14 protein-coding genes and 1 CRISPR repeat array (1 of these 15 cut by a window edge) are annotated in these 14697 nt (G+C 74.2%); of the genes, 9 read left to right on the top strand and 5 right to left on the bottom strand.

Annotated features, from left to right (window positions below; all coding sequences use genetic code 11):
• Positions 1–41 precede the first annotated feature (41 nt).
• The gene (locus tag ACFY0X_RS18485) at positions 42–1331 is read right to left on the bottom strand and encodes an MFS transporter (protein ID WP_387755819.1); all 1290 of its coding nucleotides are present in this window, start codon (positions 1329–1331) and stop codon (positions 42–44) included.
• Positions 1332–1609: 278 nt separating this feature from the next.
• On the bottom strand, positions 1610–2068 hold the full coding sequence (locus ACFY0X_RS18490; RefSeq protein WP_387755821.1) for a PaaI family thioesterase: 459 nt from the start codon (positions 2066–2068) through the stop codon (positions 1610–1612).
• Between the two features lie 398 nt (positions 2069–2466).
• Here ACFY0X_RS18490 and ACFY0X_RS18495 point away from each other — a divergent pair, with 398 nt between their 5' ends.
• From ACFY0X_RS18495 to ACFY0X_RS18530, 8 genes are all read left to right on the top strand, one after another.
• The gene (locus ACFY0X_RS18495; protein WP_387755823.1) at positions 2467–3186 is read left to right on the top strand and encodes a Phenylacetic acid catabolic protein; all 720 of its coding nucleotides are present in this window, start codon (positions 2467–2469) and stop codon (positions 3184–3186) included.
• Between the two features lie 47 nt (positions 3187–3233).
• Positions 3234–4352 (top strand): radical SAM protein, encoded by a 1119-nt coding sequence (locus ACFY0X_RS18500; protein ID WP_387755825.1) that lies wholly within the window; start codon positions 3234–3236, stop codon positions 4350–4352.
• Between the two features lie 125 nt (positions 4353–4477).
• Positions 4478–4732 carry an acyl carrier protein gene (locus tag ACFY0X_RS18505; RefSeq protein ID WP_387755827.1) on the top strand — a complete coding sequence of 85 codons (255 nt, stop codon included), beginning with the start codon at positions 4478–4480 and terminating at the stop codon, positions 4730–4732.
• Positions 4729–5979 (top strand): beta-ketoacyl-[acyl-carrier-protein] synthase family protein, encoded by a 1251-nt coding sequence (locus ACFY0X_RS18510; protein ID WP_387755829.1) that lies wholly within the window; start codon positions 4729–4731, stop codon positions 5977–5979. Before ACFY0X_RS18505 ends, ACFY0X_RS18510 begins: the two co-directional genes overlap by 4 nt.
• Complete coding sequence (fabI, locus tag ACFY0X_RS18515) at positions 5979–6791, top strand: enoyl-ACP reductase FabI (protein ID WP_387755831.1); 813 nt, start codon at positions 5979–5981, stop codon at positions 6789–6791. The genes ACFY0X_RS18510 and fabI overlap by 1 nt, the downstream gene beginning before the upstream one ends.
• On the top strand, positions 6788–7792 hold the full coding sequence (locus ACFY0X_RS18520; RefSeq protein WP_387755833.1) for a beta-ketoacyl-ACP synthase 3: 1005 nt from the start codon (positions 6788–6790) through the stop codon (positions 7790–7792). Before fabI ends, ACFY0X_RS18520 begins: the two co-directional genes overlap by 4 nt.
• On the top strand, positions 7789–8790 hold the full coding sequence (locus ACFY0X_RS18525; protein ID WP_387755835.1) for an alpha/beta fold hydrolase: 1002 nt from the start codon (positions 7789–7791) through the stop codon (positions 8788–8790). Before ACFY0X_RS18520 ends, ACFY0X_RS18525 begins: the two co-directional genes overlap by 4 nt.
• Before the next feature lie 33 nt (positions 8791–8823).
• On the top strand, positions 8824–10404 hold the full coding sequence (locus ACFY0X_RS18530; RefSeq protein ID WP_387755837.1) for a long-chain fatty acid--CoA ligase: 1581 nt from the start codon (positions 8824–8826) through the stop codon (positions 10402–10404).
• 133 nt (positions 10405–10537) lie between these two features.
• Here ACFY0X_RS18530 and ACFY0X_RS18535 read toward each other — a convergent pair whose 3' ends face one another.
• From ACFY0X_RS18535 to ACFY0X_RS18545, 3 genes are all read right to left on the bottom strand, one after another.
• Entirely contained in the window at positions 10538–11626 is a 1089-nt protein-coding gene (locus ACFY0X_RS18535) for a branched-chain amino acid aminotransferase (protein ID WP_387755839.1), read from the bottom strand.
• Between the two features lie 160 nt (positions 11627–11786).
• Positions 11787–12563, bottom strand: a complete 777-nt coding sequence (locus tag ACFY0X_RS18540) for an NAD(P)-binding domain-containing protein (RefSeq protein ID WP_387755841.1) — start codon at positions 12561–12563, stop codon at positions 11787–11789.
• Positions 12564–12636: 73 nt separating this feature from the next.
• Positions 12637–13737, bottom strand: coding sequence for an alpha/beta hydrolase fold domain-containing protein (locus ACFY0X_RS18545; RefSeq protein ID WP_387755843.1), 1101 nt, complete (start codon positions 13735–13737; stop codon positions 12637–12639).
• Positions 13738–13907: 170 nt separating this feature from the next.
• On the opposite strand from ACFY0X_RS18545, the gene ACFY0X_RS18550 reads away from it, so the two are divergent.
• Positions 13908–14561: a TetR/AcrR family transcriptional regulator gene (locus ACFY0X_RS18550; RefSeq protein WP_387755845.1), complete on the top strand. Its 654-nt coding sequence runs from the start codon at positions 13908–13910 to the stop codon at positions 14559–14561.
• A gap of 104 nt (positions 14562–14665) precedes the next feature.
• Positions 14666–14697: direct repeats of the CRISPR family, unit length 29 nt; it runs 2860 nt beyond the window's last position.

The following is a 14697-nucleotide window of genomic DNA, read 5'->3' on the forward strand; positions in this document are numbered from 1 at the left end:
GAGGTGGTGCGGAGAGGTCGGTGGGGCGGGCCCCGGGCCCGTCAGCGGCGGCGGGTGCGGGCGACCAGCACCAGGAAGGCGAGCGCCAGCACGATCGGGACGGCGTGCGAGACGCCGACCACGGTCAGCGGGCTGAGCACTGTGAGCAGTGAGCCGCTCAGCAGCATCCCGGTGCCCATGCCGATGTTCTCGGCGGAGGCGAGGATGCCGAAGGCCTCGCCGCGCCGCTCGTCGGCGAGGGCCTGGATCCGCGTGGTGTAGGAGATCTCGGTGAAACCGTCGCCGAGGCCGGCGCCGATCGCGACCAGCAGGAAGAGCGGGGTCGGCAGGTCGGTGAAGATCAGGATGAAGCAGACGGACATCAGGCAGGTGCCCAGCGCGAAGCCGCGCTCGCCGGGCTCGATGCCCCGGCGCAGCATGAACCGGGAGACCAGTTGCTGGGCGCAGAGGTTGCCGATCGCCCAGGTGGCCCAGAAGGTGCCGAGCAGGGCGGCCGGATTGGCGGGGGAGGACTGGTCGGCGAAGACCGGTAGGCTGATGTTGTGGGCGGCGGAGCCGAAGGCGTCCAGCAGCCGGATCCCCGCCATGGCGCCCACCACCGGAGCGGCCCGCAGGACGACCAGCGCCTGCCACCGGGAGCCGCGCTTCGCGGCCTTCGGCGCGGGCTCGTCCGGGTCGGCCGCGGGTTCGTCCGACTGAACCACGGGTTCGTCCGGCCGGGCCGCGGGCCCGTCCGCCGGGGCGGCCCGGGTGGGCAGGGGCAGCCGGATCACCAGCGCCCCGAAGAGGACGAAGCTGGCCGCGTCGATGAGCAGCGCGGCCCGGAACCCGGCCCAGGCCACCACCACGCCGGCGGAGGCGAAGCCGAGCACCATCGCGGTGGAACGGCAGCTCGCCATCAGGCTGTTGGCGCGGGCCCGGCGCTCGGCGCCGACCATCTCGGGGATGCTGGTCCGCAGGGCGACGGCGGCCACCGCGGCGGCGCCGCCGAGGACCAGGGCGAGCGGGTAGAGGACGGGGATGCGCAGCGAGGCCGGGACGCCGGCGACGACGACCAGCGCCAGTGCCTGGGCCAGGGCGCAGCCCGTCATCAGCCTCCGGCGCTCCAGCCGGGCCACCAGCCGCCCGGCGACCAGCCCGCCGACGACGCCGCCGCCCAGTCGCAGCACCAGGTACCCGGCCGTGCCGAGGGCGTTGCCGGCCGCCTCGTAGGCGAACAGGCTCAGTGCGACCAGGTCGAGCTGGCTCCCGTACGTGTTCAGGGCGTCGCCTGCGGCCAGCCGGTAGAAGACCCGGGGCAGCCTGCTCGCGGCCTGGTGCGGTGCTTCCAATGCGGTGTCCGACACCGTGGTCCCCCCGGGCATCCCGTATGGCCGTTCAGTGTGACATTGCACCGCAACCTAGAGGCGGCCGGGCCGGAGATCAATGCCTAGATCGTTTCCTGTCCGAAAGATCGTGAGTTCGGCCGACTTGCTGTCACCTTTCACGCCACCCTGGCGAGTTGTTGGCGTACGGACAGCGGTGGGCTCGGCGCCGGCGGGGGACTCGGCCTCGGCGGTGGGCCGGCCGTCGCCGGCGCCCGGGCGCGCCCCTGGAGAGGAGAGCCGCGTCAGGCCGTCCCGGGGCGGGCCGGCGGGATCGCGTAGGTCAGCGTGGCACTGGCCACCAGCACGCCGTCGGCGTCCAGCAGCTCGGCCAGCACCACGCACAGCCGGCGCCCGAACTTGGCCGTCCTGGCGTGCACGCGCAGCGCCCCGGGCCGCGGCCGGTTGAGGAAGCTGATCTGCAGCGAGCTGGTCAGCGCCATCAGGGTGGGCCCGAGCCGGGCGTTGATCAGGAGGAACGCCGCCAGGTCGCACAGGCCGGCCTGCTCCGGGCCCGAGACGGTGCCGCCCGGGCGGGTGCGCAGCCGGTCGCCGTCCACCGCCATGGTCAGCGTCCGGCCGTCCACCTCGGTCACCCGGCAGGCGGTGTAGTCGGGGAACTGGGCGGTGATCAGGTCGTTCAGCCGGTCGGGGCCCAGCAGGACGTCGACGGTGGCGACCGCCGTGTTCGAGTCGGTGGTCATGGGGCTCAGCGTAGTGGTCGGCCCGGCGGTACGCCCGGGGCGGTCCAGGCCTGGTTCCGGCCAGCTTCTCCTGCCGTGGTCATCCGCCAAGATCCTTAACCCGCAAGGGAATTGCGCATGTCGCGCCGGTGCCGCCGGGGCCGGAACCAGCCGCTCCGGCGGTGCCGGATGGCCGAATCCGCTCGGCATGATTCGTAAGGGACCTTGTTCGGCCCAAAATGCAGCACCTACGCTCCGAGGAAGTTCAGCGGAGCCGGTGCGGCGCTCCGCCGGCCGCTGGGGGGCGGCGTTCTTTCCTTGTGGTCGTCATCGAGGGCCTCGGCGGAAGCGGGCCCCCGGCCGCTCACACCCGACCATGTCCTGCTTCAGAGTCCTTCTTCAGAACGGGGTGTTGCGCCATGGGTATTTCCATCCTGGACGACGAGGCGGTGGTGGTCCGCACTCCCGACGAGTTCCTGGCGATGCCGGAGGAGTACCGGGAGATCGCGATCCGCGGCATGGTCGTCAACACCGAGGGGGAGCTCTCCGGCGGCGACGACTACGTGCAGGTCTTCCTGCCGCTGGCCCCCGACGCGGAGGAGCGGCAGGTCTGCGCCGAGCGCGCCGCCGAGGAGTACGACCACTACAAGATCGGCAAGCGGGTCCTCGCGGAGATCGGCGTGGACACCGGCTACATGGAGACCCAGACCCTGGCCGAGCGGAACCTGTTCCGCGCCCAGGAGTTCCACACCTGCACCACCTGGGCCGAGCGCGGGATCTTCTCCTACATCGGGGAGGAGACCGCGATGGTGATGATCTCCGAGTTCGCGCAGAGCAGCTACCGGCCCTGGGCGGACGCCGTCCGCACGATCATCCTCGACGAGAAGGTGCACATCGCCCACGGCGCCCGGGTGTGCCGCAACCTCGCCGCCACCGACGACGGCCACGAGCAGCTCCAGCAGGCCCTGGACCGGCTGTGGCCGACCTTCATCCGGATCTTCGGCAGCCCGCGCTCCGAGCGCGCCAAGCTGGCCGTCCGCTTCGGCCTGCGGCAGACCACCAACGGCCAGGCCTGCGACCTGTGGCGGGAGAAGGTCACCCCGCGCATCAAGAACCTGGGTCTGCGCCTCCCGGAGTAGCAGGAACAGCAGCACGCCGATCCGCGACTCCCGAGGAGCCCACCGTCATGGCAACACCCGTCACCATCGAACAGCGCCCGCTGAGCCGACGCGAGGCCAAGGCGCGCACCGCCGAACTCATCGCCGACCGGCCCGACCTGGCCGAACGCCTGCACCGGCTGCGCCGGCTGGGCCGCGAGGTCCGCTCCTGCGAGGTCCACCTCACCAACACCTGCAACATCCGCTGCAAGGGCTGCTGGTACTTCGAGGGCGGCTTCGACACCGCCGTCAAGGAACTCTCCGACCTGGACCGCATCCGGGCCTTCGCCCGCAAGCTGGCCGACGACGGCGTCAACCAGGCCACCCTGATCGGCGGCGAGCCAACCCTCGTCCCGCGCCGGGTCGAGGCCTTCGTCGAACAGCTGCCGTACATCACCATCTCCACCAACGGCCTGCGCCCGATGCCCAAGCAGGGCTTCGAGAAGATCGCCATCGCGGTCAGCATCTTCGGCGGCGGCCCGCTCGACGACGACCTGCGCGCGATCCGGGTCAACGGCTCGAAGTTCACCGGCCTGTTCGACACCGCGCTGTCGCACTACCGCGACGACCAGCGGGTGCTGTTCATCTACGCGCTCTCCGAGGCCGGCGTCGAGCACATCGAGCCCACCGTGCGGGAGATCGCCGAGAACGGCAACATCGTCACGTTCAACTTCTACAGCGAGCACGGCACCGAGACCCCGCTGAAGATCGCCAACGAGCAGCGGGTGCTGGACGAGGCGCAACGGGTCAAGGACCTGTACCCGCACGCGGTGGTGAGCCACCCGTACTTCATCCGGACCCTGGTGACCGGCCGTACGCACTGGGGCGGCCGGTTCGGCTACGACGTCTGCCCCAGCCTCAGCGTCGACGCCCCCGAGCACGAGGACCGCGTCGCCAACGGCAACCCGGTCATCCCCGGCTTCAACGTCTGGGGCGCCGACTACGAGTCGCTCCAGTTCTGCTGCACCTCCGGCGACTGCGGCGGTTGCCGGGACAGCCAGGCCGTCTACAGCTGGCTGGTGGTCAGCGCCAACCGCTTCCTGGACGACGCCGCCCGGCTGGAGCAGTGGCTGGACATCGCCGAGAGCTACTGGCGGCAGTGGCACTGGGCGCCGTACCACGCCTCCAAGGCCGGCACCACGGCCTGAGTCCGCGCCGCCTGCCCGCGTCGCCTGCCTGCGCCGGGTGCGCGCGCCGCCCGCCCGCCTGCCCGCACGCACCGCCCGTACGTCCCCCGCACCGCCACCGCCGCCCCGCGCGGACGAGGAGAGCCATGCCCGACACACTGGACCGCAGCGCCATCGAGAACTTCGTCGTCGACGCCCTGGTCGACCTCGGCGTCGAACGCGAGAGCATCGTCGACGACGCCGCCCTGGACGAGCTGGAGATCGACTCGCTCGACATGGTCGAACTCAGCCAGTCCATCCGCAAGCAGCTCGGCGTCCCGGTCAAGCCCAAGGACTTCGACCAGCTGTACACCGTCGGCGAGGTGCTCGCCCTGTGCCGCCGCAAGGCCGGGCTGGAGTGAGGCCCCGGGCCGTCGTCACGGGCCTGGGCGCGGTCACCCCGCTGGGGGTGGGCGCCGACGAGCTGCACCGGCGCGCGGTGGCCGGCGAGAGCGGGCTCACCGACGGGCTCGGGCTGTGCCGGGACTTCCGGCCCGCCGACCACCTGTCGCGCCAGCAGATCCGCCGCACCGACCGCTTCACCCAGCTCGCACTCGTGGCCGCCGCCGAGGCCCTGGCCCAGGCGGGATGGACGGACGGCCCCCTGCCGTACCCCGCCGAGCGGATCGCCTGCGTCGTGGGCTGCGCGCTCGGCGGGACGGCCAGCTTCGAGAGCCAGAGCGAGGTGCTCCGGCAGCAGGGCGGGGAGTTCGTCTCCCCGCTCATGGTGCCCGCCATGATGGCCAACGCCGCGGCCTCGCAGATCGCCCAGCGCCACGGCCTGCGGGGCGAGGCGCTCTGCCTGGCCTCCGCGTGCAGCAGCGCCACCCAGGCGATCGGCACCGCCCTGCTGCTGCTCGCCGCCGGAGCCGCCGACGCGGTCGTCGTCGGCGGCGCCGAGGCCTCCACCTCCGCCCTCGTACGGGCCGCCTTCCGGACCGCCGGGGCGCTGTCCGAGAGCGGCCGCTCGGTGCCCTTCGACCGCGACCGGGACGGCCTGCTGATCGGCGAGGGCGCCGGAATCCTGGTGCTGGAGACCGAAGCCGGCGCCGCCGCCCGGGGCGCCACCGCGCTCGGCGAGGTCCTCGGCTACGGCGCCACCTGCGACGCCCACCACCTCACCGCCCCCGACCCGACCGGCGGACCCGCGGCCCGCGCCGTCACCCTGGCACTCGACGCGGCCGGAATCACCCCCGGGCAACTCGGCTACCTCAACGCCCACGGCACCGGGACCGTCCTCAACGACCGCTCGGAGTGCGACGCCCTGCGACTGGCCCTCGGGCCGGCCCTGGAAGAGCTCCCGCTCTCCTCCACCAAGTCCTGCACCGGCCACCTCTTCGGCGCCGCCGGCGCCGTCGAGGCCATCGCCACCCTCCAGGCGCTGCGCCACGCCACCGCCCCGCCCACCGTCGGGCTGCGCGAACCGGACGAGAAGCTCGGCCCGCTCAACCTGATCCGCCACGCCACCCCGCTCGCCGGCCCCACCCTGCCGGGCGGGCGCCGGGCGGGGCTCTCCACCTCCTTCGGGTTCGGCGGGCACAACGCGGCCCTGGTGCTGGCGGCCGCCGCCGCCCCGGGGACCACCGGCACGACGAAAGGCCAGGAGTGATGCTCGGCTTCCACGGACGCCGCTATCTGATCACCGGGGTGCTCAACCAGGACTCCATCGCCTGGCACACCGCCAGGGCGCTCCAGGAGGCGGGCGCGGAAGTCCTGCTCACCGGCTTCGGCCGGGCCCGGCGGATCACCGAGAAGGCGGCGGAGGTCCTGCCCCACCCCACCGAGGTGCTGGACCTGGACGTCACCCGGCCCGAGGACTTCGCCCGACTGGTCAAGGAACTCGAACAGCGCTGGGGCGGCGTCGACGGCGTCCTGCACGCCGTCGCCGCCGCCCAGCAGACCGCCCTGAGCGGCAACTTCCTCACCACCCCGCCGGACGCCGCAGGCCTCGCGCTGCGCACCGCCGCCGTCTCGCTGCACTCGCTGGCCACCGCGCTGGCCCCGCTGCTCAGCGCGGACGGGCGGCGCGGCAGCGTCGTCGGACTGGACTTCGACGCCAGCGGCGCCTGGGCCGGCTACGACTGGATGGGCGTGAGCAAGGCGGCGCTCGGCGCGGTCTGCCGCTACCTGGCGATGTACCTCGGCCCGTCCGGCATCCGGGTCAACCTGGTCGCGGCCGGCCCGGTGGAGACCGTCGCCGGACAGGCGATCAGCACCTTCGACCGGATCGCCGACCGCTGGCAGGCCGAGGCCCCGCTCGGCTGGGACCGCACCGACCCGGCGGTGGTGGTCGGACCGGTGCTGTTCCTGCTCTCCGACCTCGCCGCGACCGTCAGCGGGGAGATCCTGCACGCCGACGGCGGGATGCACGCCGTCCGGATGGGCACCGGTCCCGCCTTCGCCGAGGGGGGTGCGGCATGACCGCCGCCATCGTCGGGGTGGGCGCCGCACTGCCCGAACGCGTCGTGCCCAACGAGCACTTCGAGCGGATCGGCGCCTCCCCGGAGTGGATCGTCAAACGGACCGGCATCCGGGAGCGCCGCTTCCTGGCGCCGGAGGGCCGGCTCGCCGACCTCGCGGTGGCCGCCGCCGAGCAGGCGCTGCGCGGCTCCGGGCGCACCGCGGCGAGCATCCGGCACGTCGTGGTCGCCACCATCACCCCCGACCGGGTCACCCCCGGGGTGTCGGTGGAGGTCGCCGCCCGGCTCGGCCTGCCGCAGGCCGTCGCCTTCGACCTGCACGCGGCCTGCGCCGGGTTCGTCTACGGCCTGGACCACGCCGCCGCGCTGATCGAGACCGGCCGGGCCGAGGCGGTGCTGGTCTGCGGCGCCGACGCGCTGACCCGGATCACCGACCACGAGGACCGCGGCACCGCGGTGCTGCTGGCCGACGGCGCGGGCGCCGCCGTGGTCGCCGACGTGCCCGGCGCGCCCGAGCCCTGCTTCTCGCTCGGCAGCGACGGCGAGCAGATCCCGCTGCTCTACGCCGACCGGGAGGACCGCAAGCTGCGGATGGACGGCCGGGAGGTGTTCGACCACGCGGTGGAGAAGATGTCCGCCGCCACCCGGGAGGTGCTCGCCCGGCGCAGCCTGACCTGCGAGGATCTCGACCTGTTCGTCGCCCACCAGGCCAACGCCCGGATCGTGCGCGCCGTCGGCAAGGAGGTGGGGCTGCCCCCGGAGCGGCTCTACCTGAACGTCCACCGGGTCGCCAACACCTCGGCGGCCTCGATCCCGCTGGGCCTTACCCACGCCCGCGAGGAGGGCCTGCTGGACGGCCCGAAGCTGCTCGGCCTGGCCGCGTTCGGCGCGGGCATCACCTGGGGCGCCGGGGTGATCGGCTGGCGGCCGGGCGCCGGCGCCGGCGCCGGGTCCGCTTCCGAGACCGGCGCCGGGTCCGTCGACCGGGAGGCGGGGACGTGAAGACCCCCCGGTTCCCCGTGATCGCCGAGATCGCCGCGCCCGACGGCGCCCGGCTGACCGTCCGGGCGCTGGCCCGGCCGGAGCCGGGCGCCCCGGTGGTGGTCGTCCTGCCGGCGATGGGGACGGCCGCCCGGCACTACACCCCGCTGGTCCGCGCCCTGCACGCGGCCGGGCTGAGCGTGGCCACCTGCGACCTGCGCGGCCACGGCGAGAGCCGGCCGCGGCCGCGGCGCGGGGTCGCCTTCGGCTTCCGCGAGCTGGTGGAGCACGACTTCGGGGCGGTGCTCGACGCGGTGGCCGGGGCGTTCCCGGGCGCGCCGCGGTTCCTGCTCGGGCACAGCCTGGGCGGGCAGCTGGGCCTGGTGCACTGCGGCGTCTACGGGCCGCGGCTCGCCGGCGCGGTGCTGGTGGCCAGCGGATCGGCCTGGTACCGGACCTTCGGGCTGCGCGCGGGCCTGCGGCGGCTGGCGCTGAGCCAGTTCTCGATCGTCGCCTCGGCGGCGGTCGGCCACTGGCCGGGCGAGCGGTTCGGCTTCGGCGGCCGTGAGTCGGCCCGGCTGATGCGGGACTGGGCGCGGCAGATGCGCACCGGCCGCTACCGGGTGCGCGGCGCGGTCACCGACTACGAACGGGCGCTGGCCCGGGTCGACCTGCCGGTGCTGGCGGTGGACGTGCAGGGCGACGAGCTCGCGCCGCCGCGGGCCGTCGACCACCTGTGCGCCAAGCTGCCCTCGGCCCGGGTGGAGCGCTGGAGCTACACCGCCGAGCAGGCGGACGGCCGCGAGCTGGACCACTTCCGCTGGATCCGGCACAACCGCGGGCTGGTGGAGCGGATCGCCCCGTGGATGCTCGCCATCGCCGCGGAGGCCGCCGCGGAGGGAGCCGTGAGCGCCTCCGAGGGGGCTGCCGCGGGGGACGCCCCGGGCGCCGACGCGAAGGTCGGTGCGACCGCCGGCGAGACCGCCGCTCCGCACGGCGGCGTCCGTCCGACCGTATGACGATGTGACCGAGCCTGCCCGAGGAGCGCCCGCATGCCCGCCGTCCCCGACCCGTCCGACAGAAGCACCGACCTGCCGCCCGGCGGCCCCGGTCTGCCGCCCGGCGGCCCCGGTCTGCCGCACACCATCCCCGACCTCCTGGCCGCGACCGCCGCACGCTGTCCGGAGCGTCCCGTCCTGCGGCTCGACGGGCAGGTGCTGAGCTTCGCCGACCTGGAGGCGCGCAGCGCCCGGACCGCGCACTGGCTGGCCGGCCTCGGCGTCGAGCCCGGCGACCGGGTGGCCGTCCTGCTGCCGAACGTGCCGGAGTTCGCCGTGCTGTACTACGGCATCCTGCGCGCCGGGGCGGTGGTCGTCCCGATGAACCCGCTGCTGAAGACCCGGGAGATCGAGCACTGCCTCGCCGACGCGGGGGCCGCCGTCCTGCTCGCCTGGCACGCCGGCGCCGAGCACGCGGTCGAGGGCGCCCGGCGCACCGGCACCCGGCTGGTCGCCGTCGAGCCGGCCGCCCTGGCCGCGACGCTCGCGGACCAGCCGGCCGGGCCGCCGCGGACCGGGCGGCGCGGGGCAGCGGACACCGCGGTCATCCTCTACACCTCCGGCACCACCGGCGCCCCCAAGGGCGCCGAGCTGACCCACCGCAACATCGTGTGCAACGTCCGGGCCGGCGTCCGGGTGCTGGGGCTGGTCGAGGGCGACGTGATCTTCGGCGGGCTGCCGCTGTTCCACTCCTTCGGCCAGGTGATCGGCCTCAACTGCGCGGTCTCCGTGGGCGCGTGCGTGACCCTGGTGCCGCGCTTCGACCCGCTCGCCGCGCTCTCGGTGATCCAGCGCGACCGGGTGAGCGTCTTCCTCGGCGTCCCGACCATGTACACCCTGATGCTGACCCACCCGCAGCGCGCCGGGTACGACGTCTCCTCGCTGCGGGTCTGCCTGGGCGGCGGCGCGCCGATGCCGCCGGAGGTGCTGCGCGGCTTCGAGGCCGACTTCGGCTGCGTGGTGCTGGAGGGCTACGGCCTGTCCGAGTCCTCGCCGCTGGCCTGCGCCAACCGGAGCGACCGGGAGCGGGTCGCGGGCACCATCGGCATCCCGATCGAGGGCGTACGGATGCGGATCGTCGACGAGTCCGGCGCGGAAGTGCCGGACGGCACGGTCGGCGAGGTGGTGATCCAGGGCCACAACGTGATGAAGGGCTACTGGCGCCGGCCGGACACCACCGCGCGGACCGTCCGGGACGGCTGGCTGTACACCGGGGACCTCGGCACCCGCGACGAGCGGGGCGACTTCCGGATCGTCGACCGCCGCAAGGACCTGATCATCCGGGGCGGCTTCAACGTCTACCCGAGGGAGGTGGAGGACGTGCTGTACGAGCACCCGGCGGTGGCCGAGGCCACGGTGATCGGCGTCCCCCACCCCGTCCACGGCCAGGAGGTGGCCGCCGCGGTGGTCCTGCGCGAGGGCGCGTCGGCGACCCCGGAGGAGATCCGCGGCTTCGTCCGCGAGCGGGTGGCCCCGTACAAGTACCCGCGGCTGGTCTGGACGGTGGACGCGCTGCCCAAGGGGCCGACCGGAAAGATCCTCAAGCGTGAGGTCGTGGTGCCCGAAGGGAGTTGAGCCGGGCCGGGCGGCGGGAGCCGGGAGCCGGGAGCCGGGAGCCGGGGGACGGGGGACGGAGGCCGGACGCCGGGAGCCGGGCGTCGGTTCCGGCCGGTGGGCAGGGCGGCCCGGTCGGGCCGCCCCCGGGTGGTCAGACCACCCGGCGCATCCAGCCGTGGACGTCCTCGGCGCGCCCGTACTGGATGTCCAGCACGTGCTCGCGCAGCGCGAGGGTCTGCTTGCCGGGCGCGCCGTTGCCGACGGTGAACTCGTAGCCCTCGCCCTTGAACCCGACGATCGGGGTGATCACCGCGGCCGTCCCGGCGGCGAACACCTCGGTGACCGTGCCGTCGGCGGCACCGCTCCGCAGCTCGGAGAGGGTGATCGCGCGCTCCACCCGGGTCAGCCCGAACTCGCCCGCCAGGGCCAGGATCGAGTCCCGGGTCACCCCGTCGAGGATGCTGCCGAGCGCGGGGGTGACCAGCTCGCCGGCCGAGGTGACCAGGCACAGGTTCATCGTGCCGGACTCCTCCAGGTCCCCCTCGCCGCCGGTGTCGTCCAGGAACAGCACCTGGTCGCAGCCGTGCTCGCGGGACTCCAGCTGCGCGGCCAGGCTGGAGGCGTAGTTGCCGCCGCACTTGGCGGCGCCGGTGCCGCCCCGCCCGGCGCGGGTGTACTTGCTGCTGACCCAGAGCGTGATGCCCGTGACACCGCCCGCGAAGTACGGGCCGGCCGGGCTGGCGATCACCGAGTAGGCGATCTCCTCGGCGGGCCGCACCCCGAGGAAGGCCTCCGCGGCGAACATGAACGGCCGCAGGTAGAGGCTCTTCTCGTCACCGGAGCCCGGCACCCACGCCTCGTCCGCGCGGACCAACTCCTCGACGCTGGCGAGGAAGTCCTCCTCCGGCAGCACAGGCAGGGCGAGCCGCTCGGCGGAGCGGGCGAAGCGGCGGGCGTTGAACTCCGGGCGGAACAGCCAGACGCTGCCGTCGGCGTGGCGGTAGGCCTTCAGCCCCTCGAAGATCTCCTGGGCGTAGTGCAGCACGGCGGCGCTCGGGTGCAGCGAGTACGGCACCAGCGCGGAGACCTTGCGGTCGTGCCAGCCCTCGGCGGGCGTCCAGGTGGCCGAGGCCATGTGGTCGGTGAAGAACTTGCCGAACCCCGGCGCGGCGAGGATGGTGCGTCGCTCCTCCTCGGGGACGGGATCGGTCGTCCGGGACAGAGGGAAAGCGCGACTCATCGTCAACTCCTCGAAACCGCTGTGGAATCTGTGCGAACCGACGCCAATGACCGGCGTCATACCCGTCATGCTAACGGTCGTCAGCCGGGCGGGATACGGCGCGACCCGACGAGCGGGGAGCCGCCGGCCCCCGAGGGGACCGACGGCTCCGGGACCCGCCCTACCGGTGGCCGGCGTGGAGGTCGGTGACGAGCCCGTCCAGCGCGGCCCGCAGCGCATCGGAGTTCGCCTGGTCGAACCAGGTGGTACGGATGCGCTCGTTGCTCCCGCCCGGCGTCTCGTGATCGGCCGCGAGGCGCTCCAGCGAGTGAGCCCCGTCGCCCAGCGAGCGGCCCACCTCCTGGAAGACGCCGCGGACGAACCGGTCGGCGTCCTCGGCGGGGACGCCCTGGTCGGCGGCCCAGGAGACCAGCGTGGTGAGGAACGCGTAGTGGGTGGTGAGCGTCGACGTCAGCGCGGACAGCACGTTGAGCGCCGCCTCGTCCGCCACCGGCAGGGCCCCGCCCAGCCGTTCGAAGAAGGCGTCCACGTCGGGGTGCGAGGGGTGGACCACGGTGACCGAGCGGCGCTCGCGGATGGGCGGCAGCGGAATGGCGTGGGTCACCGTCGCGTCGGTGGCCAGCACCCGGCGCAGCTCGTCGGTGCCGACGCCGGGGATCACGTTGACCACGATCCGGTCGCCGGGCACCTCCAGCCCGGCCAGGGCCCCGCGCCAGTCCTGCCGGCGCAGCGCGACGATCACCAGGTCGGAGCCGTCCACCACCTCCTGGTTGTCGGCGCACACCCGTACGTCCTCGTACCGATCGGCCAGCTCGGCGGCGGTTCGGGCACCCCGCGGGGACAGCAGGACCTCCGGCCCCGCCTCCTCCCCGTGGCGCAGCCCCATCACGATCGCCCGGCCGATCTCGCCCACTCCGATGATGCCGATGCGCTTCACGATGACTGCCTCCGTCGGTTCCGATGGTCCAGGGGAGGCCGGACGGAGTCGGTCGTCGTGCCCGTCGCGGCCCTCATCGGACCGTAACCCCTGCGGGGCCCGGGCCGAGAGCCGAACGGAGGAAGCCGATGATCTCGGTCCGGGCGGCCGCGGCCTGCGGGACCAGGCCCGGCAGGCTCAGGAACGCGTGCGGGGCGCCCGGGTACTCGCTCAGCCGCACGGCGACGCCGGCCGACCGCAGCCGCTCGGCGTAGCGGCGGCCGTGGTCGGCCACCGCGTCATGGGTCGGCACCACCACGAGGGCCGGCGCCGGCCCGTCCAGTCCGGCCGGGTCGTCCAGGCTGTCCGCGTACAGCGGCGAGAGCGCGCGGGCGTCGGTACCGGCCGGGACGGCGAGCCGGCGGAACAGCTCCAGCTTCGGCATGGCGTGGGTGGCCTCCCCGAACTCGGCGGCCGAGGGGTAGTCGAACATCGACGCGGTCACGTCCACGGCGGGGTTGACCAGCACCTGCGCGCGCAGCGGCAGCCCGGTCCCGCCCGCCCGGATCGCGGCCAGCGCGCACACCAGTCCGCCGCAGCTCTCCCCGAGGAGGGCCGCACGCGCCGGGTCGACGCCCCACCGCCCGGCGTCCCGCAGCACGTGCCGGAGGGTGTCCCAGCCGTCCTCGACCGCCGCCGACAGGGGGGTCGTGTGGTCGAGCAGCCGGTGCTCGACCGAGACGACGACCGCGCCCAGCCCGGCGGCGACATGGCTGTTGATCCAGTCGCTCTGCGGGGCCGTCCCCACGAAGGCGCCGCCGTGGACGTGCAGGACCAGCGGCAGCGCGGTGCGGCCGGCGTCCGGCCGGCCGTCCCCGGCCGACGGCCGGTACACCCGGACCGGCAGCTCCCGGCCGGGCAGCGCCACCCGCTCCCAGCGGATCACGACACCGGCGGCGGGCTCCCCGGTCGCCACCCGGGCCGCGGTGGAGGCCCGGAAACGGTTCTCCGCCTCGCGGTAGGCGATCAGCTCCTCGGCGGATATTGCCGAGAAGTCCGGCTCCGGCGGCTGCGCGGCAGTCGCCGCGCTCGCGGTGTCCGCGGCGTCCGCGGTGTCCGCGGTGTCCGCGGTGTCCGCGGTGTCCGCGGCGTTCATGGCATCGGTGGCGTTGGTGGCGTCGCTCATGTCTCCCATGTCTCCTGCTCCCCTTCCCCGGCCGAGGGCCGGGCGCGTGGCTGGTGGTCGTACGGGTGGAACGGGCTCGCGCACTCATTATGCACGCACCGCGTGCAATGGCGAGTGCGTTACCGCGTGCTCGCTCGCGCGCATTCGTTACACTGACCCGACGGGACGAGAGGGGCGACATGGCAGGCCGCAGACGTTGGTCGACCGAGGAGATCCTGGACGCGGCAGCGGACCTGCTGCGCACGGGCGACGCCGAGTCGTTCAGCGTGCGCAGACTCGCCGCCGCGCTCGGGACCGACTCCTCCAGCCTCTACCGGCACTTCCGCAACAAGACCGAACTGCTGCGGTCGCTCGCCGACCGCATCCTGGTGGCCGCCCTGGACGGCTACCGGCCGGAAGGGGACTGGAAGCAGCGCATCACGGCCCTCGCCCTGCGCCTACGGGGGGCCTTCGCCGAGCAGCCCCAGGTCGCCTCGATCTGGGGGCGCTACGCCTCGGGCGGCGCCGGCTCGCGGCTGGCCATGGAGGAGGTGCTGCAGGCCCTGCGCACCTCGGGCCTGCCCGACGAGCGGATCCCGGCCTGCTACCACCGGATCGTCGTCCTGCTCTCCGCCCTGATCGCCGCCGAGGCCGGAATCGGCGGCATCACCTCCGAGGAGTACGACCAGGGCATGGAGCAGTTCCGCGTCGCGGTCCTCGGCGCCGACCCCGACCGCTTCCCCGCCCTCGCCCACTTCGCCCGCGACATCCGCCCCCTGGGGGTGGACCGCCAGGCGGCATTCGAGGACATCCTCGCCGCCCACCTCGCCCAGATCGAGACGGAGATCCCCTGACCGACCCTCAGCCCAGACGCCGGCGCGCCGCCGCCCTCGCGGTCGTCGAGGACGCGAGCCGCGGCGTGTTGACGGGCTCTGAGCCCCAGTCTGCGGATCGTATGCCTGGTGACCCCGCTGGCGCGGGGAGGTGTTC

This window comes from Kitasatospora sp. NPDC001547, assembly GCF_042894165.1.
In the GTDB taxonomy this organism is placed as follows: domain Bacteria; phylum Actinomycetota; class Actinomycetes; order Streptomycetales; family Streptomycetaceae; genus Kitasatospora.